The following is a 24,097-nucleotide window of genomic DNA, read 5'->3' as shown; positions in this document are numbered from 1 at the left end:
AGATAAACGAAGCTATGAAAGCCATGAAAGGACACGGGCAAACTAGTGCGTAGCAGCAATCCAGTATTTAGCTCTCTCACCCAATCGGGACAGCGAGGCGGCCAAGCCCCCGGTTATCAGAACGACCCCTATGGGCAGGGCTATCGCGGCCAGCAGGCGGCACAGCAAGCCGCCATGCAGGGCTACTACCAAGACCCCAGCTTCAACCAAGCCAGCGCCCAAGGCGCTGAGCGGCCCATGACCGTCGACGACGTGATCGCTAAAACCGGCATCACCCTCGGCGTGATCATCGTTGGCGCCATCATCACCTATGCGATCGGTGTTGCTAATCCGGGCCTCGCCATGATGCTCGCCGGCATCGGCGCCATCGGCGGCCTTATCACCGTGCTGATCTCCGCCTTCGGCAAGAAGTACGGCTCCGCCCCCATCACCCTGACCTACGCAGCCTTCGAAGGCCTCTTCGTCGGCGGCATCTCCTTCATGTTCACCAACATGGTGGTCGCCGACACCAACGCCGCCGTGATGATCGGCCAAGCCGTCATCGGCACCGTCGGCGTGTTCATCGGCATGCTCTACGTGTACAAGACCGGCGCCGTGAAGGTCACCCCGAAGTTCCAGCGCATCATGACCGGCGCCCTCATCGGCGTCGTCGTGCTGGCCATCGGCAACATGCTGCTCTACATGTTCACCGGCAACAACCCGCTCACCGACGGTGGCCCGCTCGCCATCATCTTCTCCCTCGTGTGCATCGGGCTCGCCGCCTTCTCCTTCCTCAACGACTTCAACATGGCCGACCAGCTCGTGCGCCAAGGCGCACCCGCCAAGATGGCCTGGGGCGTCGCACTCGGACTCGCCGTCACCCTCGTGTGGCTCTACACCGAGATCCTGCGCCTGCTGTCCTACTTCCGGAACTAGGGCAGACACAACCCACACGTGGCGGCGACGTCATGTGTGGGTTTTTTCGTGCCTTAGTGGAGGGGCGTGGGTGGTTGTTTTGGGGTTGTGGGGCTGGGGTTGTGGGGCTGGGGTGTGGGTTTGTGGGGCTGAGTGTGGGTGGCTGGGTGTGAGCGCGGCCCGGCGGCGGTAGTTTTCGCGGCCCCAAAAAGCCCCCCATAACCCATCAGAGCAAGGATCGCACGCCAACAATGCACGCCAAGACGTGCACTTTCAGCGAGCGCGACCGGCAGGGGAGGGGTTAGAGTGGGTGCTGGATGAACAGAAGTACGTTTTATTCGGGGGAAAATCAATGTACTCGGGGGATCAGCACGCACTAGACAGCGCTGCGCAATGGCTCGAACACCACTCTGCGAGCCTTGAATCCGGCGACATCGATCTCGCCGCGATTCACCAACACCGTGATCGCCTCAAGTCCGTGCTCACGGCCCTCGCCCGTTTCGAGCTCCAACTCGCCCGCGCCGCCGATACCTGCAGCACCACCGAGCTCTGCGGCTCGAACAAATCCACCCTGTACCTCACTGAGTCCTATGGCTGGTCCAAAGCCAAAGCAAAGGACTTACGAGCCCAGGGCCGCGGCTGGTATGACAGCGTTATCGACGAGCCCGCAAGTACAGATGAAAACCGCATCGCTGTCACTAGGCGGCGGGAAGAAGCAGAACGCATCCGCGCCCGCGCCCGGGACCTCGCCAACCGCCAGGGCCTCACCGCCGAGCAGCGCCTCACCATCGAGCGCGGCCTGAAATGCTTGCGCTCCAAGGCCGCGATCCCGCGGGAAGCGATCCGCCTCCGCGCAGTCGAGCGCGCCGCGCACTGCAGCGTCGAGGATCTCAAGGCCTTCGTGATGAGCCTCGTCAACGAACGCAACGACGAGCTCCCCCGCGACACCCTGCGCGCCCACCGCAACCGCGGTTTCTTCATCGGTCCCCAAGACAGCGATGGCGGGGCCCGCATCGGCGGCTACATCCCGCCTTATGCCCTGGCCATGCTCAAAACCCAACTCGATGTCGCACAATCCACCGCGCGCCCCCTCCGCACCGACACCACCTGCCACCGCACCAAGCGCCAACGCCTCGCCGACGCCCTCTTCGCCATCCTCGGCCGCCCCGCGTCACCCCAGGAACCGAAACACCCGCTGGCCCACGTTCTCGTATCGCTGTCTGCCAAGGACCTCGAACTCCCACCGCGCGCCGGCGCCGACGCCCTCTTCCATACCACCTGCGGTATCCAACTCTCGGCCCTAGACTTGAGCTTCCTCGGCATCGACACCACTGGGCACGTCGCGCTTCACGACGCCACCTCCGGGCAAATCAAAGCCCTGCGCACCGAAAAACGCTTCGCCGATGTCGCCCAACGCATCGCCCTTTTCGCCACCGAGCTGGTGTGCTCCCACCCCGGATGCAACCAGCCGGTCACGGCCTGCCACGTCCACCACATCGACCCGTTCTCACGGGGCGGCCCCACCGACTTAGACAACCTCACACTCATGTGCCCGCAACACCACTCGGACACAGATGACAGCGGCATTCATCCGCACAAATATCACGCTGAACGAGATCCCGACAGCGGCATCGTCTATCACACCAAAGCCGCCACCCCAGAAGATCCCTACCCAGAGAAACGCTTCAACCGAAGCACCTTCTCCCAACAATCAGCCGCGGCAAAAATCCGCCGCCAACATTGGCCCGATAGCGCCCCACCGACAAGAGACGACCCCTAGCGTCGAGCTCCACACAGCGCTAGTCCCCGCCGGCATACGACTTAAGCCTGGCCACCAGAAGAGGTGACCAGGCTAGAAGTCGTGGCGGATACGCCCTTAGGGCGATTGCTCCTTGCCATCGATAGACAGCGACGTAAAAGCGAGCCCAAAAGGCGTGTGCACGGGATCGCCGAGAGTGACAGCGACGCGCTTTTCTTCCTTTTTTGAGCGATCAGCGGAGTCCCGGGTGCGCTCGCGTTGCTTAGAGGCGGACTCAGCGCGCTTCTTCTTACTAGACAGCGATGCGGTATGCAGTCTCGCGGTTCCGGTGGCGCCATCGATGAGCCATTCGTCCCACGTGATGTCGTCTACGTAGTCGCTGTCTGTAGCGCAGTTGAGAGAAATCCGCTCGGGCCGTATTTCCGGGGCGGAGACGCAGTCCATATAGCGCGGCAGGTTCACCGGAATCGCATCGCTGTCTGGAGTGGCGATTTTATGTGGTGAGTCCTGCTCGAGACTAGGCGTGCAAGCCGAAAGCGCGACCGCAGTGCAGGTCACTGCGATCGCGAGGATCGTTGAACGCATGAAAAGTGGATCGCTGTCAGCGTTGGTTGCGCAGGGTGGCGTACTTCTCGGAGTTGTAGGGCTCCGCGGAGATCACGGTAACGCTGATGCTCACGCCGGAGGGCGCGGTGTATTCCCGGGTTTCGCCTTCGGTGGCGCCGAGGACTGCGGCGCCGAGGGGGGACTGCTCGGAGTAGGTTTCGAGGTCCGGGTTTTCGCTGGCGGCGGCGCGGGTGCCGATGAGGAAGGTTTCTTTGTCGTTTTCGTCGCCGTTGTAGTAGACGTGCACGACGGAGCCGACGTTGGCGACGCCTTCTTCGACGGCGGAGCGCTCGGTGGTGGCGTTGGCGAGGATTTCGGAGATTTGCTTGATGCGGGCTTCTTCTTGGTCCTGCATCTCGCGGGCGGCGTCGTAGCCTGCGTTTTCCTTGAGGTCGCCTTCTTCGCGGCGCTCGTTGATTTCGGCGGCGACGACGGGGCGGTGCGCGATGAGCTCGTTGAGCTCGGCTTCGAGCTTGGCCTTGGTCTCCGGGGTGATGTACTGCTTTCGGGCGTCAGACATAGTTAGCCTTTATACCTTCCCGTCGTAGGGTGGTGGGTTGGGTGCATCGCTGTCAGCGAGAAATTCTAGGTCGCCATAGTATCAGACGCCCTAGTCCTCGCCTTTGAGGTAGTCAGGGATGGTGTTGGAGCATCCGTAGAAGTCGGCGACCACGGGAATGTCGCGGGTGGTGATTGTGGTGTTGTGCCGGGTGGTGTGCTCGCCGCCGCTGGGGATGTAGATTTCGCGCCGCCCAACTTCCACCGCGTCGTAGTTCATCGCTGTCACTATGCAGTATGCAGGCTTATCGACGTCATCTCGCGTGATATCCACCGTCGCTGCAATCATGTTGTCCTCGACCCGTTCAAACTTGGTGACTTGCCCGTCGACGCTTCCCGCCTGCAGTTTCTGGGAGTATTGCACGATCACGATGACAGTCACGATGGCGAAGATGACAGCGCCGACAGCGATGATCTTTCCGGAGATCGTTCCGCGATTGCTGTCATAGGTGGCGGTGGGCTCTGTGCTCTGGTTACGCGACTGCGACGTGGGGCTGGGCATGGCGTGCTTTCTGGGGTGTCGAGGCCTTCGATATCAAAATGTTGATCGCTGTCATTCTAGCTTGTTGGCTTCAGCTATTACGATGGTGGGATGCTTGTGCCTTCGCGCAGGCGAATGAATTTTATTTTCTCAACGTTTATGGGAGTGACTGTCACGTGACTATTCCTTCGGATGCTGTATCTGAGCCGGGCACGGATCGTGCTGGCGCTGCTCAGCGGCCTCGCCCCAAGGAGGGTTTGCGCCTTCTGGCTATCCATGCCCACCCGGATGATGAGTCGAGTAAGGGCGCGGCCACGATGGCTCGTTATGTGGATGAGGGCGCGGATGTGCTGGTGTTGACCTGCACTGGCGGCGAGCGCGGTAGTATTTTGAACCCGAATATGGACCGCTCTGGCGTGCTGGAGAATATTGCGGAGGTGCGTCGCGAGGAGATGGCGGCGGCGATGCGCGCGCTCGGCACCTCTAATATCTGGTTGGGTTATGAGGATTCTGGTTTGCCGGAGGGCGATCCTTTGCCGCCATTGCCGGAGGGCTGCTTTGCTCTCGCAGACAGCGATGAGGTCACCCGCGAGGTGGTGCGCGTGGTGCGTGATTTCAAGCCGCACGTGATCATTACTTATGACGAGAATGGCGGCTACCCCCACCCGGATCACCTGAAGGTGCACGAGGTGTCGATGAAAGCGTGGGCGCTGTCTAGTGATGAGAACTTTTATCCGGAGGTGGGTCAGCCCTGGACGCCGCTGAAGCTGTATTACACCCACGGCTTTATCCGCCAGCGTTTGCAGATGTTCCATGATCGTCTGGTCGCGGAGGGACGCCCGTCGCCGTATGGTGGTTTTTTGGAGCGTTTGCGTTCGGATAAGGGCGATACGCTGGCCCGAGTAACGACGCAGGTGCATGCTGCGGAGTATTTTGAGCGCCGTGATGATGCGTTGCGCGCGCATGCGACGCAGATTGATCCGGCGGGTACGTTCTTTGCGACCCCGGTGGAGTTGCAGCGCGAGTTGTGGCCCACGGAGGAATTTGAATTGGCCCGTACGAGGGTGAAGACTGAACTACCAGAGGATGATTTGTTCGCTGGGATCGATAAGGATTAACTGACGTGCTGTACGAGATTCTCGCCCAGGCTGACCAGCTGGAGGGCCCGCTCGGCCCCGAATTCGGTAAGGCTTCGCCGATCGGCTTGTTTGTGCTGGTTGTGTCGTTGGTGGCGGTGTTGTTCATTGGCTGGCGCCTGTCGCGCCGTATCGCTCGGTTGAACCGTCGTCAGCGTTTCGCTGAGGACAATGGCCTCGATGTGTTCGATACGGAGGCGATCGATAAGGCCCTCAAGGAGGCTGGCCTCTACGACCAGGCCAAGCGCACCTGGTTTTAGCTTCTTTTCGCTTATCGACGCCCACCTCTCGGCCCACCATCGCCGGGCCCGCGGGGGCGCCGCCGCTGTCGTGTTCCCACGGCAGCGGCTTTTTGTTGAAGACAGCGGGCGCGGAAAATCGCGATCGCTGTCTAGTGGAGATAAGCTAGTGGTTTGTGAGGATTGTGCCGAAGGTTTTGTACCCGCTCTATGAGAAGCGTCTCGAGCGGGACGTTCGGCGTATCACGAAGGAGCTGCGCGGCGCCCGTTTGCCGAAGCATATCGCGGTGATGGCGGATGGTAATCGCCGGTGGGCGCGCGAGGCGGGTTTTTCTGATGTCAGCCATGGCCACCGGGTGGGGGCCCAAAAGATTGCTGAGATGGTGCGCTGGGCGGATGAGCTCGGTATCACCTTGGTGACGGTGTATTTGCTGAGCACGGAGAATCTGGCGCGTTCCTCTTCGGAGCTGGAGCAGCTCTTTGAGATTTTGGCGGATGTGGCGCGCGAGTTGTCGGATCCGGATATTAATTGCCGGGTGCGTTTGGTGGGGCACACGGATTTGTTGCCGGATTCGCTGTCTGCGGCGCTGGGGGAGGCCGAGTCGCACACGAGTGAGCACACGGGCGTGGTGGTCAATGTGGCGGTGGGCTATGGCGGCCGCCAGGAGATTGTGGACGCTGTCCAGGCGTTGATTCGCGATGAGCTTGCTGCTGGCACCCCGAGTGAGCATTTGGCGGAGGCGGTGACGGTGGATGCTATTTCTACGCATCTCTACACCAAGGGGCAGCCGGATCCGGATTTGGTGATTCGTACCTCTGGCGAGCAGCGGCTGTCGGGCTTTTTGTTGTGGCAGGCGGCGTATTCGGAGATTTGGTTCACCGATACCTATTGGCCGGCTTTTCGCCGTATCGATTTCTTGCGGGCGTTGCGTGAGTATTCTTCGCGTTCGCGTCGTTTTGGGAAGTGAGTATGGCTGCGATCGTTTTTTCGTCCACCTATGGCTCCACTGAGCGCTATGCCCGCGAGCTTGCCGCTCGCGTTGCTGCCCCCTGCATGGCGCTTGACGACGCCATCTCCCAGCCCCTCGAGCCCTCCGGCCCTGTGGTGGTCTTATCGCCGAATTATGGCGGCCAGTTCCGGGGCGTTGATTGTGCCCGTTCGCTGTCTCAGCAGGGGATTCCGACGGCGTTTGTGGCTGTGGGGATGACTCCGCTGCCGCAGGCGCGGGAGAAGGACCAGCTGCGCGGCGTCGTCAATTGCTCGGAGATTGCGCGTTTTTATTTGCCGGGGCGTTTGGCCTATTCGGAGCTGTCGCGGGTGCATCGGGCGACGATGTGGACGATGACGAAGCTACTGCGGGCGAAGCCGTCGTTGAGTGTTGCCGAGCAGGCGATTGTCGATGGCTACGGCGAGGATATCTCCCGGATCGATTTCGCCGAGCTTGCCCCGATCGAGGCGTGGCTGCGCGCCCACTAGCACCCGGCGAGAGCCGCAGCCGCTACTGAACCATGTTCATACCGCGATCGCTGTCATAGTTTGCGCATCCGCACTCGCTGCACGGAGTGGTCGATATTTTTCCGCAGCACCAGCGACGCCCGCACCCGGGTGGGCAGGATGTTTTCCACGAGGTTGGGCAGGTTCACGGATTGCCAGATTTCGCGGGCGACCTCGCGGGCGGAGTCGTCGTCGAGGGTGGCGTAGTGGGAGAAGTGGGCGTTGGGTTGCTGGAAGGCGGAGTGCCGTAGCTTGAGGAAGCGCTCGATGTACCAGCTTTCGATGTGCTCGGTGGCGGCGTCGACGTAGACGGAGAAGTCGAAGAGGTCGCTGACCATGAGTGTCGGGGAGGTTTGGAGGACGTTGAGTCCTTCGAGGATGACGATGTCGGGGCGTTCGACGTCGATGGTTTCCCCGGGGATGCGGTCGTAGAGGGTGTGGGAGTAGACGGGCGCCTGGACGAGGGCTTTGCCGGCTTTGACATTGGTGACAAAGCGCAGCAGTGCGCGCCGGTCATAGGATTCGGGGAATCCTTTGCGGCTCATCAGGCCGCGGCGGTGCAGTTCGGCGCTGGGGTAGAGGAAGCCATCGGTGGTGACGAGGTCGACGCGGGGGTGGCTGTCCCAGCGGGAGAGGAGCACTTGCAGCAGGCGGGCCGTGGTGGATTTGCCGACGGCGACGGAGCCGGCGACGCCGATGATATAGGGCACCCGGGTGAAGGGGTCGTCGAGGAACTCGGCGGTGGCTTGGTGTAGGCGCTGTCGGGCGGCGACTTGCAGGTGGATGAGGCGCGAGAGCGGCAGATACACCTCGGCGACTTCGTCCAGGTCAATGGATTCGCCGATACCGCGCAGCTGAATGACTTCTTTTTCCGTCAACACCTGCGGCATGGATTTACGCAGCGTGCGCCATGAGTTGCGGTCGAAGTCGAGATAGGGGCTGGAATCGTTGGCGCGGACCATAGTCTCTATTGTGCCCTCTTGCTGGCGCGGCGAAAACATCAACCCCGCTGTCTAGGCGTGTGATCGGAGTAGGGTACTAGATGTATGTGGCTTTAGTCTCGCCCCGAGAGTTAGCTACGGTTAGAAGTACGCTCGCGGCACTACTGGCTTGTCGACGCCACCCCGCTGCCGCACGATCACCGTGATAGGGAAGGACCTTCATGAGCGAAAATACCCCGGACATCCGCTACCAGTCACTTGCCGAGCTCGATCCCGATGTAGCTGCCGCGATTGGCGGCGAGCTGGGCCGCCAGCGCGACACCTTGGAGATGATCGCCTCGGAGAATTTCGTGCCGCGCGCGGTGCTGCAGGCCCAGGGTTCGGTGCTGACGAATAAGTACGCCGAGGGCTACCCGGGGCGCCGTTACTATGGCGGCTGCGAGCACGTGGACATTATCGAGGACCTAGCGCGGGAGCGCGTCAAGGCGCTGTTCGGTGCCGAGTTCGCCAATGTGCAGCCGCACTCGGGTGCGCAGGCGAATGCCGCGGTGCTCATGGCTTTGGCTAATCCGGGGGATAAGATCATGGGCCTGTCTCTGGCCCACGGTGGTCACCTCACCCACGGGATGAAGTTGAACTTCTCCGGCAAGCTCTACGAGGTCGCCGCCTATGAGGTGGATCCGGAGACGTTCCGCGTGGATATGGATAAGGTCCGCGAGCAGGCCCTGGCCGAGCGCCCCGATGTGATCATCGGTGGCTGGTCCGCCTATCCGCGCCACCAGGACTTCCAGGCCTTCCGCGAGATCGCCGATGAGGTGGGCGCGAAGCTGTGGGTGGATATGGCGCACTTCGCCGGCCTGGTGGCCGCGGGGCTGCACCCCAGCCCGGTGCCGCACGCCGATGTGGTCTCCTCCACGGTGCACAAGACCTTAGGTGGGCCGCGTTCGGGTGTGATCCTGGCCAAGCAGGACTATGCGAAGAAGATCAACAGCGCTGTCTTCCCGGGCCAGCAGGGCGGGCCGCTGATGCACGCCATCGCCGCGAAGGCCGTGACCTTCAAGGTGGCCCAGACCGAGGAGTTCAAGGATCGCCAGGCCCGCACCATTGAGGGCGCGAAGATCCTGGCCGAGCGCCTGATGGGCGAGGACTGCGCCGCCGCCGGCGTGGACGTGCTCACTGGCGGCACCGATGTGCACCTGGTGCTGGTGGATCTGCGCAATTCCGAGCTCAATGGCCAGGAGGCCGAGGATCTGCTGCATGAGGTGGGCATTACCGTCAACCGCAATGCTGTGCCTTTCGATCCGCGCCCGCCGATGGTCACCTCGGGTCTGCGTATCGGCACCCCGGCATTGGCCACCCGCGGCTTCGATGCCGCGGCCTTCACCGAGGTCGCCGATATCATCGGCAGCGCCCTGGCCGCCGGCAAGAACGCCGATGTGCAGGCGCTGCGCCAGCGCGTTGATGCCCTGGCCGCGAACTATCCGCTCTATGACGGCCTCGAGGACTGGAAGCTCGCCTAAAGGCCGCGAAAACGCCGCAACCACCATCTCGAAGCGAGATGGTGGTTGTTGTGTGCTTGGGGGCTAGGAGTTCGTATTCTCCTGGAATTTCTCGCGCTCCTCGGCCAGCCACGCGGGCATGGTCGAGAGCAGTTCCTCGATCTCGGCGGTGGTCAGCGGCTTGTCCATGTCATGGCGCTTCAGCGCGGCGATGGTGACGCCGAGCTTCTCCGCGAGCACTGGGCGCGGGTGCGGGCCCTTCTCGCGCAGCTCGTTGAGCCACTCCGGCGGGCTGGTGCGCAGGGCCTTCAGCTCCGCGTGCGTGATCGCGGTCGTGCGGAACTCCTCTGGGCAGGCGGGAAAGTAGATTCCCAGCTTCTTGGCGGCAGTCTCCGGCTTCATTGCGGTGCCGGAGGGCTGGATCGGGGTGCGTGCAGATTCTTCGTTCACAGGGTTCACGGTAGCATTTATCGTCATGGAACTCGTGATCTCGTATGTGAAGGGCACCGCCCCCGGAAAATGGTTTGCCCGCATGCGGGAGCGCACCGATATCAGCTTCCGCTCCTTCGAATCCTATGATGCGCTCGCCGACGTCGCTTCCGGCGAGGCCACCGTGGCGCTGGCGCGGCTTGTCGACGCCACCCCGCCCGCCAGTCTCGACCCCTACCACGTGGTCATCCTCTACGAGGAGCAGCCCGGCATCGCCGTGCCGGTGGATTCCGAGCTCACCCTGCTCGATGAGCTCGACGCCGAGGACATCGCCGAGGAGATCATCACCATCACCGCCCCAGATGAGCAGGGCGTAGTGGATGTCGCCGCGGTAAAACAGGCCCTCGATGTGGTCGGTGCGAATGTGGGCGTGGCCCGCGCCCCGCGGCCGCTCTTGCGCTCCTTCAACGTCAAATCCTGTGCGCACCGCGACTTCCGTGGCGGTGATCCGACTAGGATCGCTGTCATATGGAAAAAGGAGGATGACTGCGAGGAAATCCAAGAGTTCATCGGCATCACCCGCGGCCGCACCCCGCGCAGTACCCGCCAGGATCCTGCTGCAGGAGAACAGAAGAAGCGTTCGGCCCGAGAGAAAACCCGTGCCAAGCAGCAGCGGCGTGGACAGCGGCCAGGGGCTGCTGTGAAAAGAAAGGGAGCGCGGCGTGCGAGAAAGCGTCGATAAGCGCGAGAAAAGCGCAAGCTCACAGACATATTTTGCGGCGCAATTCCGCAATGAGAGAAGATAATGCGCATGGCACAGCGAGATTTCCGTATCCGGCCGATGACGAAGGCCGACTATCCGCAGGCCCGCGCGATATATGAGCAGGGGCTAGACAGCGGTCACGCCTCCTTCGAGACCAGCGGTCCTACGTGGGAGGAATTCGCGCAGAAGAAGCTGCTCAAAACCTGCTTCGTTGCGGTGGAAGAAGACGATGACGAGAAGGTGCTCGGCTGGGTGTCCGGGGCGCCGGCATCCTCGCGCTCGGTGTACTACGGCGTGGTGGAAAACTCGATCTACGTGGGCACGGACGCCGTGGGGCGCGGTATCGCCGGCGCGCTGATGGATAAGCTCATCGACGTGTGCAACAGCCTGCACTATTGGTCGCTGCACGCCTGGATTTTCCCCGAGAACGAAGGCTCTAAGCGGCTGCACGAGTCCCGCGGCTTCGAGCGCGTGGGCACCATGCACCACATGGGGCGCATGACCTATGGGGAGCTGAAGGGGCAGTGGCGCAACGTGGATCTCTACGAGCGGCTGCTGGATAAGCCGGACGATTATGATCCGGACAATCACACCCACGAAACCCTCGACCGCCTCGACCACGACGACGCCGAGGCTTAATACGACGGCCACAACGCATACAGCCCACCGGGACACGCATAGCGCATCCGGTGGGCTGTTTTTATGGCCGAGGTTTATCGCAGCTAGCGCGCGCCGGGCTCAGGTTCAGCGCTAGGTTCTTGCTGGGGGATCGGCGCGGAGTGCGCGACGGTGGGTACAGCCCCAGCATCGCTGTCAGCGTCGAGGGTCTCCCGCAGTTTCTCGTGCTTGATAAAGAGCAGCAGCAGCAAGGACAGCGCCGCCATCGGCATCACGTACATAAACACCGGGGTGAGGGCGTCGTTGTAGCTGGAGACGAAGGCCTCGCGCACCGGCCCGGGCATTTCGCTCACCATCCCGGGAGTGATCGCATTGGTGTCGAGGCCCTGGCGCTGGGCGATGGCCGCCTGCTGTTCGGGCGGCAGCTGCTGTATGGCCGCGGGGATGCGGGTGTCGAGTAGGGAGGAGAGATTACCCACGAAGAGCCCGCCGACCAGGGCAGATCCCAGCGCGGAGCCGATCTGGCGGAAAAAGTTATTCACCGCGGTCGCTGTGCCCACCACGGTGGCGGGCAGCGTGTTTTGCACGATGAGCACCAGTACCTGCACGGACAGCCCGAGGCCGAAGCCGAGCAGGAAGAGGTAGGCGGCGATCTGCCATACCGGGGTGCTGGGATGCATGGAGTGGAAGAGCACCAGGGTGGCGAGCACGATCACCATGCCGAGGATGGGGTAGATGCGGTAGCGGCCGGTGCGGGTGATGCGTATGCCGGTCCAGAGGCTGGTGCTCAGCATGGATACCAGCATGGGGATCATCATGAAGCCGGCCTCGGTGGCGTTGAAGCCGTGCACCATCTGCATGTAGGTGGGCAGGTAGCCGAGCACACCGAACATGGTGATGCCCAGTACGAGGCCCACGGTGGTGGTGAGCGCGAAGTTGCGGTTGGCGAAGAACTCCAGCGGCACCAGCGGATTGGCGGCGCGGCGTTCCACGGCGATCAGCGCGAGGGAGGAGATCAGGAAGGCGATGATCAGCCCGAGGATGATCGGATCGGACCACGCATAGCGCGAGCCGCCCCAGGTGGTGAAGAGGATGAGCGTGGTGGCGGCGCTGACCATGAACAGCGTGCCGAGATAGTCCCAGCGCAGCGTCGTCGAGCGTGCCGGCAGCCGGAGGACGACGGCGGCCACCACGATCGCGATGGCGCCCAGCGGCAGGTTCATCCACAATGCCCAGCGCCAGCCGGGGCCTTCGGTGAACCAGCCGCCGAGCAGCGGGCCGAGCACCGCGGAGAGGCCAAAGACGCCGCCCATAACGCCCATATAGCGGCCGCGTTCGCGGGGCGGCACCACATCGGCGATGATCGCTTGGGAGAGAACCATCAAACCGCCGGCGCCAATGCCTTGCACCGCGCGGCCGCCGATGAGCATCGCCATGCCGGAGGCGAGCCCGCCCATGACGGAGCCGAGTAAGAAGATCACGAGCGCGGCGATAAAGAGCTGCTTGCGGCCGATGAGATCGCCCAGCTTGCCGTAGATGGGCAGCATCACGGTTTCTGCGAGCAGATAGGCGGTGATCACCCACATCATGTGGTCCACCCCGCCGAGTTCGCCGACGATGGTGGGCAGGGCGGTAGCGAAGATCATCTGATCCAAGCTGGCCAGCAGCATCGCGACCATGAGCGCGGATAATACCCACCAGACGCGTTTTTGTTCTTCAGCAGACAGCGCGGAGGGGCGAGGCTGTTTCTTCGTTCTGCTCATAGCTAGGCGTACTCCTTCACGGCTTCGGAGAGTTGCTCTAAGGCGCGGGCGCATTCCTCGCGCAGCGCGGTGTAGTTCGCGTGCGGGCGCTGCAGCCAGCGGTGATGCCCCAGATACAGGCAGGTGGATAGCAGGGCGGTGGTGGCCTCCGCCTGTTCTTCTTCACAGCCTAGCGCCTCGCGGACAAGCTCGGTCAGCGCGCCGAGGGCGGTCATCATCTGGGCATTGCGCTGGGCGGCTAAATCGTGATTGCGGTGCATAATCTGCTTGCGGTGCCGCCTTAAGGCGTCCTCGTCCGCGCCCATGCCGTCGATGACGGTGCTGAGGTGCAGCTCGAGGAGATCGGCGAGCAGATTGCTATGGGGCGTGGCCAAAAAGGCGGCCCGTTCCTCCGCTGAGAGCGGCCGCGGTCCGGGGCCGATCACCGCCTGCTCTTTGGAGTCGCAGTAATTAAAGAAGGTGCGCTTCGAGATGCCGACTTGGGCGCAAATCTCGTCCACCGTGACAGCATCAAAGCCACGCGCGGCCACCAGCTGTGCCGCGCTGCAATAAATGGCCGCCTGGGTTTCGCGGCGCTTTTTGTCTCTGAGGTTTTCGTGTGTCATAGCAGCCATTTAACGCCTCAAATTGCACTGAGTGCAAACTTGCACCTCGCGCATTTTTCTCGGCGCGCAGCGTGGCTGGGATGCTTATCGACGCCCACCTCTAGGCCCTCCACCACACCGGCAGTGTTCATCGCCTCCGGCAGGGGGGCTAACGCAGACAAGCGCGCCCGAAGGCGCGCCTGAAAGCTAGGGAAAGAAGTGAGGGTTTAGGAGTCGCGATCCGTGTTGCACATATCGAGCACGTTCAGGCGACGATCCAGCTCCTCTTCGGTGAGCTTCTCGCCATCGACATAGCCCAGATCGATCACGGTCTGACGGATGGTCTTGCCTTCCTTCAGCGCGGTCTTGGCCACCTTGGCCGCAGCCTCGTAGCCGATAGCCGAGTTCAGCGGAGTAACGATGGAGGGGGAGGACTCGGCGAGGGTCTGCATGCGCTCCTCGTTCGGCTCGATGCCATCCACCAGCTTCTCGGCGAAGACGCGGGAGGTATTGGCCAGCAGGCGGGCGGACTCGAGCACGTTGCGCGCCATCATCGGGATGAACACGTTGAGCTCGAAGGCGCCCTGGGCGCCACCGAATGCCACAGCGGCGTCGTTACCGATCACCTGGGCGGCGACCTGGGTGGCGGTCTCGCACAGCACCGGATTGACCTTGCCCGGCATGATGGACGAGCCCGGCTGCAGATCCGGCAGGTGGATCTCGCCGAGGCCGGTGAGCGGGCCGGAGCCCATCCAGCGGATGTCGTTGGCGATCTTGTTCAGCGACACGGCGATGGTGCGCATGGCGCCGGAGAATTCCACTAGGCCATCGCGGTTAGCCTGAGCCTCGAAGTGATTGACGCACTCGCGCAGCTCCTCGACACCGGTGAGCTTCACCAGCTCGGCGGTGACCTTCTCGCCGAAGTCGGCCGGGGTGTTCAGGCCGGTGCCCACGGCGGTGCCGCCAATCGGCAGCTCGCCCAGGCGGGGCAGGGTGGCCTCGACGCGCTCAATGCCGGCCGCGATCTGGCGGGCATAGCCGGAGAACTCCTGGCCCAAGGTGACCGGAACGGCATCCATCAGGTGGGTGCGGCCGGACTTGACGACCTCTTCCCAGTCCTTAGCCTTCTTCTCCAGGGACTCCTGCAGCACCTTCAGGCCGGGGATGAGATCCTTCACGGCCGCCTCGGTGGAGGCCACGTGGGTGGCGGTGGGGAAGGTGTCATTGGAGGACTGGCCCATGTTCACGTGGTCATTGGGGTGCACCTCCACGCCATTGTTCTTGGCGATCGAGGCGATGACCTCGTTGGTGTTCATGTTCGACGACGTGCCGGAACCGGTCTGGAAGACATCGATCGGGAACTCGGCGTCATGCTTGCCCGCGGCGATTTCCTTCGCGGCGGCAATAATGGCATCGGCCTGCTCGGCCGGGAGATCGCCGGAGTCCTTGTTCACCTGGGCGCAGGCTGCCTTAAGCAGGCCCATGGCGCGGATCTGAGCGGACTCGAGACCGCGGCCGGAGATCGGGAAGTTCTGCACTGCGCGCTGGGTCTGGGCGCGCCAGAGAGCGTCGGCGGGGACCTTCACTTCGCCCATGGTGTCGTGTTCGATGCGGTACTCAGTCATAAAAACCACCTTAAAAGTTGGTGACAATGTGTCAGTCGTGCGAATTGCCCAGCACCTCAGCCACACGCAGACGCGGGGCAGGGGGTAGTGCAGGCACTGCTTTTAAGTATGACTGATTTTTCTGCCGCGGGTAGGTCTGTGGCCGCCAAGAATCCCCCGAGCTTATGTGAGCTTCTTCACTAACATACAGATCGGTTTACTATTTATAGACAGATATGTCTACTATCGTGTGGTCTATCCCCCGTGGTGCCGCTACGGCATACACGGGGGAAGAGCAGTACCTCATCCGCTGTGCGCTTAACGCACATGAGTTATAGACACAAAGGTTCGACCATGATCATCACTGGCCTTGCGCTCGGCACACTTCTTGGCGCAGTTCTGCAGCGCGGACGCTTCTGCGTGACCGGCTTCCTGCGAGATATCTACCTCCGGCGCACATTCCGTCCTTTCGTCGCACTGCTGGTTGTTATCAGCGTGCAAGCCCTCGGAGTGCAGCTTCTCACCAGTATGGGGCTCATCCAGCCCGAATTTGATCCCTTCGCGCCGGTGGCGGTGATCGTGGGCAGCCTGCTATTCGGCATCGGCATCGTTCTCGCCGGCGGCTGCGCCTCCGGTACCTGGTACCGCGCTGGCGAAGGGCTGGTGGGATCGTGGATTGCACTCATCGCCTATGCCTTGTCCGCGGCAGCGATGAAAACGGGCGCCCTGCGTGGACTAAACGATTGGGGGCGTAGCCTGCAGACGGAGCATGTCTCCATCGCCGAAGACTTCAACATTGCGACGTGGGTGCTGGCGCTGGGGCTCAGCGTTCTCACGGCCGTCCTTGTCTGGCACTACAGCTCGACCACTACGCAGCAGCCGAAGCGAGCCGTGCGCACTGATACACCGCGATTGACGCGCGTGCTGTCTGCACCCATTCCGCTCTATCGCGCGGCCGTGCTGGTCGGTCTGATTGGAGTGGTGGCGTGGCCGCTATCGGCTGCCGCCGGGCGCAATGATGGTCTGGGAATCACCGGCCCGTCCAAGAACGTGATGAATTATCTCGTCACTGGCGATAGCGCCTTCCTCGACTGGGGAGCGCTGCTCGTGCTCGGCATTCTTCTCGGCTCGCTGATCGCTGCCTCTCTCAGTGGCGAGTTCCGTGTGCGCGTGCCGGATGGCCGCACCGCCGTGGCTTCCCTGGCAGGCGGGGTGCTCATGGGTGTGGGCGCCAGCTGGGCCGGGGGCTGCACCGTGGGCAATGGCATGGTGCAAACCAGCCTGTTCAGCTACCAAGGCTGGGTCGCGCTCCTGTTCACCACCCTCGGGGTATGGCTGGCAGCGAAGTTCTATCTCACGTCCCCCACCCAGCAGGCACCAGCCACCAGCGGAGATTCCCTCCCCGCCACCTCCGAGCGTCTCTCCACTCCGCTTGTCGACGCCGGGCACGGGCAGCTAGCCCTCGCTACCCGTCCCGCACCCCGTTTCACGGCGGTCGATGTGGGGCTTCGTGCCGCAACCTCCACCCGCACTGTCGAATCGATCGGCGAGGGGCGCTACGCCCTCGATAGCCGCGGCGATGTGTGCCCCTTCCCGCTGCTCAAACTAAAAAACGCGGTTGCTGAGCTGCATACCGGCGACCACATCACGATCACCTTCGACTGCACCCAAGCGACAGATGCCATTCCTGCGTGGGCTGCGGAGAACGGCCATAGCGTGCTCGACTTCGTGCAACGCCGCGCCGCAGAGTGGGAGATCACCCTGCAGGTAGGCGCGCCGAAGGCTTAGTCGGACTCGGGATCCGACATAGTGGGCAGGGCTGGGGTGTGCGGGTGGGCGAAGAAGAGATCCTGATCCGCCCACAACCCGGCGGTCTGGCCCTGGGCCTGCGCTTGGGCGACGAAGGTCAGCGGCTGGGGCATCGTGCGCACAAGCGCGGTATCACCCGCAGCGAAGACAAGGGGATTGCTGGTGCGCTGCTGGGAATCGACGAGGATATAGGGCCCCTGGGTTTCCAGCTTGAGATCGGCGCTGAGATCCAGGCTGGCGCTGGTGGGGGCGTGGAAGAAGACGTGATCGAGCTGGTGCTCCTCCTGCGCAGGCTCGTCTGCGGAAGAGTCGAGAGCTTCCGTGTGCAGCACACACCCGCAGCTTTCGCCGGCCTGAAGGCGCTGTGCCCGGGCATGAAGCACCCGCACTCCCAGCGCCCCGAGAGCAGTGCGATGCTCCGCGGGCGGAAGCTCCTCGGTGATGAGGGTGACGCGGTCGCTGAGACGTTGACGCAGATAGAGCGCTTGGTAGGAGGCGAGAAGCCCAGCCATGGGGGCATCCGGCTGCTGAATATGCACCACTGCGATGGCGGAATCCTTGGCCTCGTAGCCGTGGCAATAGGGGCAATGCAATACCTCGGTGCCCCACAGCTCGGCAGCGCCGGGCAGCAGATTGGGGTGATCATGCTGACCGGTGCCAAGGATGAGGCGCTGGGCGGTGATCGCGCGGCCATTGCTGAGGGTGACTTCCACGGCATCGACTTGTTCGCCGGAATCATCGAGCGCGCGAAGGGTGCGGGCGGAACGCACGTGGCCTTGCAGGGCAATCACAGTGTCGAGGGCCGCGACCGCGGCGCGCGCCTGTGCCGTGTAGTCGGTGGGCGCGATCCCGTTGTTCGCGGCGAGCATATTAATGGCAGGGGAGGGGGCGTTGCGGTAATCGCCGGAATCGATGTGGATGGTGAGTCGTTGTTGTCGGCCAAGCAGCAGCGCTGCGGTCATGCCCGCAGGCCCTCCTCCCACCACGATCACCTCGGCGTCAATAGTGGGCAGCTGGGTGGTGTCTGTCATCGGGTGTACCTCCATAGCGTGAGTGCAGTGTTCATCGTGGGGCATGCGAGTCTCGTCCTCGCATATGTATGGATGGGGTTTATTCCTCGCGATAGTTCGCAAGGATAGCGGCACGCCGGTGTCCGCGGGCGCGGCGCGAGAGGCTTTCGCGCCGGGGAGCCTGCTCAGTTCCGCGGGCTGCTCGAGTGGGGCTGTCGACAGTGACCGTGTGATTGCTCAGTGTGTCGGCAACGAGGCGCCGAGCATCAGGTGTGGTGCTGGGTTCGGATGCCGAAGAAGAATCGACGATCTTCGCTACGAGCGCATCGACTGTGGGATTGCTAAGGAGATCCACGACCGTGACATTCATGCCCTGTGCGTGCAATCGTTGCTGCGCGGCAACTAAGTCCAGCGAAGTGATGGATTGCTCGAAGAAGGGACGCTGTGGGTCAAGATCCTCGAGGCTCGCGGTGTCGCTGAGTGTGGAGTGCACAAGCTCCCGTATTGCCGCAGAGTCGGGATGCCGCTGCGCACTAGTATCGCTGTGCGTGGACTCTGGCGTGATATGCGAGTGATTCAGCAGCGAGAGGAACGAATCGAAGAGACGACTCAAAGCAGCTGCGTCGACCACGGTGGAATCAAAATCCCAGTTAATGACGAGATCTCCCTGCTCTTCTGTACGGAAGGCTTGGACATCGAGCAACATCCCAGGGGTTTGAGAGATGGCATAGACGGTCTCGCCGAGAGCGGTGAGTAGCTGCGAGGCGTCACCAGGGGCGCTGCCCAACGCACTCGATACCGAAACGACAGGCATAGCCGCACCGGCGTTTCGGGCAGCGCGCAATTGGTCATTGCCATGGGCCATGCCGTGTGGCGCGTTGATTCTCGCATCCATGCTCTCCCAATACTGCGTATGCAATGCCGCCTTCGCTGCCGCTTCGCCTTGGCTACACGGCACCGTCAGCACTGCGGTATGGGTGAGCTCTCCTGCTGGGCCATCAGGATCCGTGATAGCTGCAGGGTTTGTCGTCACAATGAGACTGCAGTCCTCCTCGGGGGAAAGGGTCTGGGCGACACACCAGATGATGTACTGGGTCAAAGAAGCAGAGTGGTGCATCGCGTCCTCCTCCAATGCGGAGGCCAGATGCGCCGGTACAACATGGCGTAGCCTGTGCCAACAGTGGTGGTTTCCTGCCGGGTGGTGTGGATCCGTTGGTTCGGAGGCGGCACCAACAGCGGTGAGTGGCAGGGCCGGTGAGGGCGCAATGGGTGCTCCCGGTTCCGCCTGCCGAATGGGGGCAGCAGCGGCTGGGAGGGGGACACGATCCCATTCCCGTGTGCACCCAGGCTGCAGATACTCCTGCTCGATGACACGGGTGATGCGTAGGGCAGTGGGCGCATCGAAGAACAAGAGATCCACATCGACAATCACTCGCCACTGTCTGTGACCGGTGTGGATGGCAAGAACCTCGATCAAAGGCGCGTGCCCAGAGTCAAGAACCCGAGTCGCACGCTCCTCGCGAATCTCCGAGAGTCGGTGCTGTTGTTCGCTTTCGGAGAGATCGCTGAGATCAAGGGTAGCGACATCGATTCCCGCATCAGGGTCGCGGCGGGCCGTTGCGTTGGACGTTGCGTACAGCTTAAGGCAGTCGAAGACGTCTACCGTGCGGGTGCACGCCGCCTGGAGCCGTTGCGGGTCTAGCTCCGAACAGTGAAGCTCTGTGTAGTAGTGAGCTGCTGTTTTGGCACCATAAAACGGTGTGTGACGGCCGATGAAATAAGCAAGTTGCATCTCGTTAAACGGCACATCACAGTGGTCAGCGTCATGATCGTCTACACGCGCCGTACTGGGAGGAGTTGTTCCACCGTTAGCGTCGAGCGCGGCGTCGTCTACATTGACCAACTCCGCCATCGTGCTCTGCGGCGCTGGGGTACACGCAGTCCGATGAGATGTCTGCGGATTCTCCGCGCTCTTGAGACCAAGGAGTTGCTCTAGTTGATCGACAGCAGAGGCACACTCTTCGATGCGTGCTAGAGCATCGGCAATACGGTGCATACGTACCGACAGTGGTTCACCCGTTTGGCCGCGTTGCGTCCCTTCCTCCACGTGCTCGCTGTTCGAGGAAGGCGAATAAAGGCCGCGGCGCTCTGGGCGTGAATCCATCGTTGATGGTTGTTGTACGGGGGTGTCGGCCGAATGGCGAGGGCGTGGTGCATCCTCTGGAACCGTCGCATCAGTCTCAGAGGAAGTACTCCTGAGAGATTCTAGGAGCGCTCCTGTCGTTTCAGCCTTGGTCAACGTCGTGAGCGAGGGGCGCGTTCCGGTGTGTTCCTCAATGAGCAGCGCCAGCTGGACGAGGCTGACGCTGTCAAAACCCAGAGCGAGTAAGGGCAGGTTCTTCCAGTGCTCTTGGTCAGTACGGGCGGAAATGAATGCATGCACTGCATCGGCGAAAGCTGGGCTTTCGCTCTGTTCTTCTGTCTCTTCCGCCGTACTGATAGGTCGTGGGGCGTGGTGGGCTGCGCTATCCACCGCGGTCGCCGTGCTGAGGTTGCTCTCTGCGGGGGCCGGCGATTCCTTTTCGCTCTCCGTGGCCACCTCTCCCGTGGAGGAGTGCTGAGTTGGCGCCGTATTTTTCTTTCGGGAGGTGCTGAAGGGATCGGGTAGCGCGGAGAAATCAACCTTTCCATTGTCGGTCAACGGCAGGGCCTCTAGTGTGACGATGCGATGCGGCACCATGTAGTTGGGCAGCGAGTCTTTGAGCTGCTGGTAATAGTCAGAGGCGGCTGAGTTGTCATGTTGCGCAACATAGGCGATCAGCCTTTGCCGATTGTCTGGTCCGCGAACTGCGGTGACGACAGCACCGCGAACATTGGGCATGCGTTGCAGTGCCGCTTCGACGTCGCCAAGTTCGATACGGTAACCATTAATTTTCACTTGGCGATCATTTCGACCTAAGAATTCGATGGTGGAATCACTCCGCCATTTACCGATATCACCTGTGCGGTAGAAACGTCGTTGCAGCACGGGATGAATGATGAAGCGGTCATTCGTTTTTTCTTCATCCGCTAGGTAGCCGCGGGCCACTCCGTGCCCACCAATGTGTAGCTCTCCGGGTTGGTCCACCCGGCAGGGCAGGCCGTCTTCATCAAGCACCAAGAACTCTTGGCCACGGAGCGCACGGCCATAGGGAATACTCGTCCACGACTCGTGCACCGCTGTAATGGGATAGGTAATAGACCAGATAGCCGCTTCGGTCGCGCCACCAAGGCTATGAATATAGGTGTAGGGACTGAGGGACCACATGCGCGTGGGCAGCGTGATGGGAAGCCAGTCACCAGAGAGAAGTACATGCCGCAGGCTGCGAATCGACGGTGGCTGAGGAGCGGTCTCTAGTGCATCGATGACGAGCTCGAATGTGGCGGGAGCGGAATTCCACACTGTGATCCCGTGCTTCTCTATGAGCGTGGCCAAGTAGGTGGGGTCAATGGCCTGGTGGGGATCTGGAAGGATCACGCATCCGCCGACACCGAGCATCCCAAACACGTCGTACACAGAAAGATCGAAGCTGAGAGACGACACCCCCAAGACGCTGTCCTCTGCGGTGATAGCGAACCGGTCGTTAACGTCATCAATAGTTACCCGGGCTTGACGGTGCTCGATTGCGACACCTTTGGGCTCTCCGGTGGAACCCGAGGTAAAGATGATGTAGGCCAGATCGTCGGGGCAGGTGTGGCTCGATGCTGGTGCTAAGGAGTGTTCTTCCTTTGGAGCAGGAGCACAGCTGGTGTCCAGCGTCCCGTCGTGGCGGAGCGTGATCTGGCTCAGCGAATAGGTCTCTGCCAGGGCGCGGAGAGCTTCGGATTCATCGGACAGAGTGAGGATCGTCGATGGTGTCGCCCGCTTCACGACAGCCTCGATTCGAGCTGCTGGCCACGCGGGGTCTACGGGCACATAGGCCGCCCCGCTGGCGCATACCGCCAGCGCCGAGACTACTTGAGCGGCTGACTTTGGCATAGCAATGATGACACGATCACCAGCAGTGACCTGTGTGTCAAGGGTCGTGCGCAGTGCGGAGACGCGCTCTTCTAGCTCTCTATGCGTCACGGTAGCGCTAGGGGTGATGACTGCGGGACGCTCTGGATAGCGCTTGGCGGCTCGCATCCAAGGAGTATGAAGCAGACCGTCGTCCTCGGGGATACCGGCATCTGCCGGGGCATCCATCTCGATGTGGAAGGGCATCCACCCTAGACTCGGCCGCTCCCACGCATCGCTCGTGGCGAATTGGGAAAGTGCTCGGAGAGAAGAATCTGCGAAGCTCGTCCACATGTCCTCTGGCCATTCTCCGTCGCGCACATCCCATACGAGTACGAGGTCATCACCTGCGGTGAATACGAGATGGTCGACCAAAACCTGCGGAGTTTGAGACAATCCGAGCTGCTTGTTCCCAAGCCACTCTTCGGCATCAGTTGTTCCTACGCCGAGAGTAGAGGTGAACACGATGGGATCGGTTGCGCTAAAAGGCGAAGCCTGTTCGTGCAGCTTCCGACGCTTGCGCTCGGCGCTGGCAGGGTAGGCGCGGTGATCAACGCACTCCCACAGCCGATCGGTGATGTTTGTAATCGTGCGCTCTGCAGGAACCGTGTAGTTCAACCTAGGAACATCACAGATGGCATTGCTGCTGAAGTCGCCAATAACATCCGATTGTCCCGGAGGGCGGTCATAGACGGTGAGGTTAATGGAGAAATCCTCATCGTTTACCCGGAATCTATCTAAGAGCACTGCATATACCGTCAAGAGCAATCCCGTGGGAGAGACGTGGTGACGTTCGCACTGCTCCACTATCCGCGCCCATGTCTTCCCATCAATGCGGCGCTGGTATCGAGTAGTGGTGTTTGCGGCGTCCTGTGGAGCGACAGCCAAGGTGGGTGGGGGATTAAGTTTTTGTTTCTTCCACCATGCCTGGGCATCGTGCGATTCCGGCAGGGGAGAGGGCTGGCGAAATGTATCGTGAGCGCTCATTTCGGAAAACGGCATATACACTGCTTCCTTCCAGCGTGTGAGTAGGGCGGTAAAAGACGCATAGTCGAGAAGAACTGCATCCGTGCTGAGTAAAAGATGCACGCTGTGGTCAGGCAAGAGGACCGCTGTGATCGCGAACATCGGCCAGCGCATCGGGTCGAAGACAAGGTGCGAATGGCTGCGACGCAGCATCGTCATGCGCTCCTGCGCAGTGTGCTGATCGCTCGCACGGAGGTCGACGCGTTCAATCCGACAATCGCGGCAGTCGATCACTGCCTCCCGCAGGCGCCCCTCGGCTGTGACCGCACTACGCAGAGTGATTTCTGCGGCGAGCACTCGACGAAAGGCAACGTCCAAGACCTCAATTGCGAGTTCAGCTGGGGTGGTATCCGGCGCATCATCTAAGAGATATCGGGCTGCGGGACTGCGGGTGATGGCGTCGATATCGAGGATGTACTCGTTGAACCAATGGGATCCCACACCACCAAGTTCAAACTCGGGGGAGCGCCCAACCCAATACGCAGTCTGAAGGGCAGTAAGTGGCATCTCTTCGGCAGCGTCCGCAGAGCGAGAAGGGGGCGAGGAATCTTCGGCCTGCCCCTGAGCGCTGGAGCCTGCTCCCATTTGGGGGTGGTAGCGGCGTGCAAGTTCGCCCAAGGTGAGTGTGCCCAGAAGTTCGCTGAGTGGGACCTGTATTCCTAAGTCCTCGCGCAAGGTTTGTTGGATTTTAAGGGCCTGAAACGATGTGACTCCGCAATCGCGCAATGTCACAAGTTCAGGATTGGGCAGTGTGCCAACGTCCTCAGTGAGGTGCGCACTGTCGAGGACAGTGAGCAGAGACCGCAACCCGTAATGGGCAACGTTGCCAATTGGAGAATTCATAGTT

General features: G+C 61.8%; 20 protein-coding genes. 10 read left to right on the top strand and 10 right to left on the bottom strand.

Annotation, left to right across the window (positions count from 1 at the left end):
* The first annotated feature begins 45 nt into the window (after window positions 1-45).
* Window positions 46-915: a Bax inhibitor-1/YccA family protein gene (locus KRX12_RS04020; RefSeq protein WP_151530121.1), complete on the top strand. Its 870-nt coding sequence runs from the start codon at window positions 46-48 to the stop codon at window positions 913-915.
* 289 nt (window positions 916-1,204) lie between these two features.
* Window positions 1,205-2,674, top strand: a complete 1,470-nt coding sequence (locus KRX12_RS04015) for an HNH endonuclease signature motif containing protein (RefSeq protein WP_218365821.1) — start codon at window positions 1,205-1,207, stop codon at window positions 2,672-2,674.
* Between the two features lie 96 nt (window positions 2,675-2,770).
* Here the strand turns inward: KRX12_RS04015 and KRX12_RS04010 are convergent, their stop codons facing one another.
* The 3 genes from KRX12_RS04010 to KRX12_RS04000 form a co-directional block, all read right to left on the bottom strand.
* The gene (locus KRX12_RS04010; protein WP_218365820.1) at window positions 2,771-3,238 is read right to left on the bottom strand and encodes a hypothetical protein; all 468 of its coding nucleotides are present in this window, start codon (window positions 3,236-3,238) and stop codon (window positions 2,771-2,773) included.
* A 16-nt stretch (window positions 3,239-3,254) separates the two neighbouring features.
* On the bottom strand, window positions 3,255-3,779 hold the full coding sequence (gene greA / locus KRX12_RS04005; protein WP_151528448.1) for a transcription elongation factor GreA: 525 nt from the start codon (window positions 3,777-3,779) through the stop codon (window positions 3,255-3,257).
* Between the two features lie 90 nt (window positions 3,780-3,869).
* Window positions 3,870-4,319 carry a DUF4307 domain-containing protein gene (locus tag KRX12_RS04000; RefSeq protein ID WP_218363527.1) on the bottom strand — a complete coding sequence of 150 codons (450 nt, stop codon included), beginning with the start codon at window positions 4,317-4,319 and terminating at the stop codon, window positions 3,870-3,872.
* A 236-nt stretch (window positions 4,320-4,555) separates the two neighbouring features.
* Here KRX12_RS04000 and mca point away from each other — a divergent pair, with 236 nt between their 5' ends.
* The 4 genes from mca (at window position 4,556) to KRX12_RS03980 (ending at window position 7,150) form a co-directional block, all read left to right on the top strand.
* Entirely contained in the window at window positions 4,556-5,416 is an 861-nt protein-coding gene (gene mca, locus KRX12_RS03995) for a mycothiol conjugate amidase Mca (protein ID WP_218363677.1), read from the top strand.
* A 5-nt stretch (window positions 5,417-5,421) separates the two neighbouring features.
* Entirely contained in the window at window positions 5,422-5,694 is a 273-nt protein-coding gene (locus tag KRX12_RS03990; protein WP_151528450.1) for a hypothetical protein, read from the top strand.
* A 155-nt stretch (window positions 5,695-5,849) separates the two neighbouring features.
* Window positions 5,850-6,641, top strand: coding sequence for an isoprenyl transferase (locus KRX12_RS03985; RefSeq protein ID WP_218363526.1), 792 nt, complete (start codon window positions 5,850-5,852; stop codon window positions 6,639-6,641).
* Between the two features lie 2 nt (window positions 6,642-6,643).
* Complete coding sequence (locus tag KRX12_RS03980; protein WP_218363525.1) at window positions 6,644-7,150, top strand: flavodoxin domain-containing protein; 507 nt, start codon at window positions 6,644-6,646, stop codon at window positions 7,148-7,150.
* A gap of 53 nt (window positions 7,151-7,203) precedes the next feature.
* Here the strand turns inward: KRX12_RS03980 and coaA are convergent, their stop codons facing one another.
* Window positions 7,204-8,130, bottom strand: coding sequence for a type I pantothenate kinase (coaA, locus tag KRX12_RS03975; protein ID WP_218365819.1), 927 nt, complete (start codon window positions 8,128-8,130; stop codon window positions 7,204-7,206).
* 200 nt (window positions 8,131-8,330) lie between these two features.
* On the opposite strand from coaA, the gene glyA reads away from it, so the two are divergent.
* Window positions 8,331-9,629 (top strand): serine hydroxymethyltransferase, encoded by a 1,299-nt coding sequence (glyA, locus tag KRX12_RS03970; protein ID WP_218363523.1) that lies wholly within the window; start codon window positions 8,331-8,333, stop codon window positions 9,627-9,629.
* Between the two features lie 63 nt (window positions 9,630-9,692).
* Here the strand turns inward: glyA and KRX12_RS03965 are convergent, their stop codons facing one another.
* Window positions 9,693-10,085 carry a DUF5997 family protein gene (locus KRX12_RS03965; protein ID WP_218365818.1) on the bottom strand — a complete coding sequence of 131 codons (393 nt, stop codon included), beginning with the start codon at window positions 10,083-10,085 and terminating at the stop codon, window positions 9,693-9,695.
* Here KRX12_RS03965 and KRX12_RS03960 point away from each other — a divergent pair.
* Both KRX12_RS03960 and KRX12_RS03955 read left to right on the top strand, forming a co-directional pair.
* Window positions 10,084-10,779: a LysR family transcriptional regulator gene (locus KRX12_RS03960; protein ID WP_218363521.1), complete on the top strand. Its 696-nt coding sequence runs from the start codon at window positions 10,084-10,086 to the stop codon at window positions 10,777-10,779. The two genes, KRX12_RS03965 and KRX12_RS03960, sit on opposite strands and share 2 nt — an antisense overlap.
* Window positions 10,780-10,848: 69 nt before the next feature.
* The gene (locus KRX12_RS03955; RefSeq protein WP_218365817.1) at window positions 10,849-11,439 is read left to right on the top strand and encodes a GNAT family N-acetyltransferase; all 591 of its coding nucleotides are present in this window, start codon (window positions 10,849-10,851) and stop codon (window positions 11,437-11,439) included.
* Window positions 11,440-11,522: 83 nt separating this feature from the next.
* Here the strand turns inward: KRX12_RS03955 and KRX12_RS03950 are convergent, their stop codons facing one another.
* The 3 genes from KRX12_RS03950 to KRX12_RS03940 form a co-directional block, all read right to left on the bottom strand.
* A complete protein-coding gene (locus KRX12_RS03950; protein WP_218365816.1) occupies window positions 11,523-13,181 on the bottom strand; it encodes an MDR family MFS transporter in 1,659 nt (552 codons plus the stop codon).
* 2 nt (window positions 13,182-13,183) lie between these two features.
* Window positions 13,184-13,786, bottom strand: coding sequence for a TetR/AcrR family transcriptional regulator (locus tag KRX12_RS03945; RefSeq protein WP_255550068.1), 603 nt, complete (start codon window positions 13,784-13,786; stop codon window positions 13,184-13,186).
* Window positions 13,787-13,992: 206 nt separating this feature from the next.
* Entirely contained in the window at window positions 13,993-15,390 is a 1,398-nt protein-coding gene (locus tag KRX12_RS03940; protein ID WP_218363517.1) for a class II fumarate hydratase, read from the bottom strand.
* Window positions 15,391-15,723: 333 nt separating this feature from the next.
* Between KRX12_RS03940 and KRX12_RS03935 the strand changes: the two genes are divergently transcribed.
* The gene (locus tag KRX12_RS03935; RefSeq protein ID WP_218365814.1) at window positions 15,724-17,157 is read left to right on the top strand and encodes a YeeE/YedE thiosulfate transporter family protein; all 1,434 of its coding nucleotides are present in this window, start codon (window positions 15,724-15,726) and stop codon (window positions 17,155-17,157) included.
* On the opposite strand, the gene KRX12_RS03930 is transcribed toward KRX12_RS03935, so the two are convergent.
* Window positions 17,154-18,209 (bottom strand): NAD(P)/FAD-dependent oxidoreductase, encoded by a 1,056-nt coding sequence (locus tag KRX12_RS03930; protein WP_218365813.1) that lies wholly within the window; start codon window positions 18,207-18,209, stop codon window positions 17,154-17,156. The genes KRX12_RS03935 and KRX12_RS03930 overlap by 4 nt on opposite strands.
* Before the next feature lie 79 nt (window positions 18,210-18,288).
* Window positions 18,289-24,093: an amino acid adenylation domain-containing protein gene (locus KRX12_RS03925; protein ID WP_218365812.1), complete on the bottom strand. Its 5,805-nt coding sequence runs from the start codon at window positions 24,091-24,093 to the stop codon at window positions 18,289-18,291.
* Window positions 24,094-24,097 lie beyond the last annotated feature (4 nt).

This window comes from Corynebacterium sp. TAE3-ERU2, assembly GCF_019209955.1.
GTDB classification, from domain to species: Bacteria; Actinomycetota; Actinomycetes; order Mycobacteriales; family Mycobacteriaceae; genus Corynebacterium; species Corynebacterium megadyptis.
The sequence above is the reverse complement of the archived record's forward strand: the minus strand, read 5'-3'. Positions and strand labels throughout refer to the sequence as shown.

What these genes read in the sequence shown, in the direction of transcription:
- KRX12_RS04010 (WP_218365820.1), bottom strand. Translation starts at nt 3,238, where the DNA reads ATGCGTTCAACGATCCTCGCGATCGCAGTGACCTGCACTGCGGTCGCG.
- greA (WP_151528448.1), bottom strand. Translation starts at nt 3,779, where the DNA reads ATGTCTGACGCCCGAAAGCAGTACATCACCCCGGAGACCAAGGCCAAG.
- KRX12_RS04000 (WP_218363527.1), bottom strand. Translation starts at nt 4,319, where the DNA reads ATGCCCAGCCCCACGTCGCAGTCGCGTAACCAGAGCACAGAGCCCACC.
- KRX12_RS03980 (WP_218363525.1), top strand. Translation starts at nt 6,644, where the DNA reads ATGGCTGCGATCGTTTTTTCGTCCACCTATGGCTCCACTGAGCGCTAT.
- coaA (WP_218365819.1), bottom strand. Translation starts at nt 8,130, where the DNA reads ATGGTCCGCGCCAACGATTCCAGCCCCTATCTCGACTTCGACCGCAAC.
- glyA (WP_218363523.1), top strand. Translation starts at nt 8,331, where the DNA reads ATGAGCGAAAATACCCCGGACATCCGCTACCAGTCACTTGCCGAGCTC.
- KRX12_RS03960 (WP_218363521.1), top strand. Translation starts at nt 10,084, where the DNA reads ATGGAACTCGTGATCTCGTATGTGAAGGGCACCGCCCCCGGAAAATGG.
- KRX12_RS03965 (WP_218365818.1), bottom strand. Translation starts at nt 10,085, where the DNA reads ATGACGATAAATGCTACCGTGAACCCTGTGAACGAAGAATCTGCACGC.
- KRX12_RS03955 (WP_218365817.1), top strand. Translation starts at nt 10,849, where the DNA reads ATGGCACAGCGAGATTTCCGTATCCGGCCGATGACGAAGGCCGACTAT.
- KRX12_RS03950 (WP_218365816.1), bottom strand. Translation starts at nt 13,181, where the DNA reads ATGAGCAGAACGAAGAAACAGCCTCGCCCCTCCGCGCTGTCTGCTGAA.
- KRX12_RS03945 (WP_255550068.1), bottom strand. Translation starts at nt 13,786, where the DNA reads ATGACACACGAAAACCTCAGAGACAAAAAGCGCCGCGAAACCCAGGCG.
- KRX12_RS03940 (WP_218363517.1), bottom strand. Translation starts at nt 15,390, where the DNA reads ATGACTGAGTACCGCATCGAACACGACACCATGGGCGAAGTGAAGGTC.
- KRX12_RS03935 (WP_218365814.1), top strand. Translation starts at nt 15,724, where the DNA reads ATGATCATCACTGGCCTTGCGCTCGGCACACTTCTTGGCGCAGTTCTG.
- KRX12_RS03930 (WP_218365813.1), bottom strand. Translation starts at nt 18,209, where the DNA reads ATGACAGACACCACCCAGCTGCCCACTATTGACGCCGAGGTGATCGTG.
- KRX12_RS03925 (WP_218365812.1), bottom strand. Translation starts at nt 24,093, where the DNA reads ATGAATTCTCCAATTGGCAACGTTGCCCATTACGGGTTGCGGTCTCTG.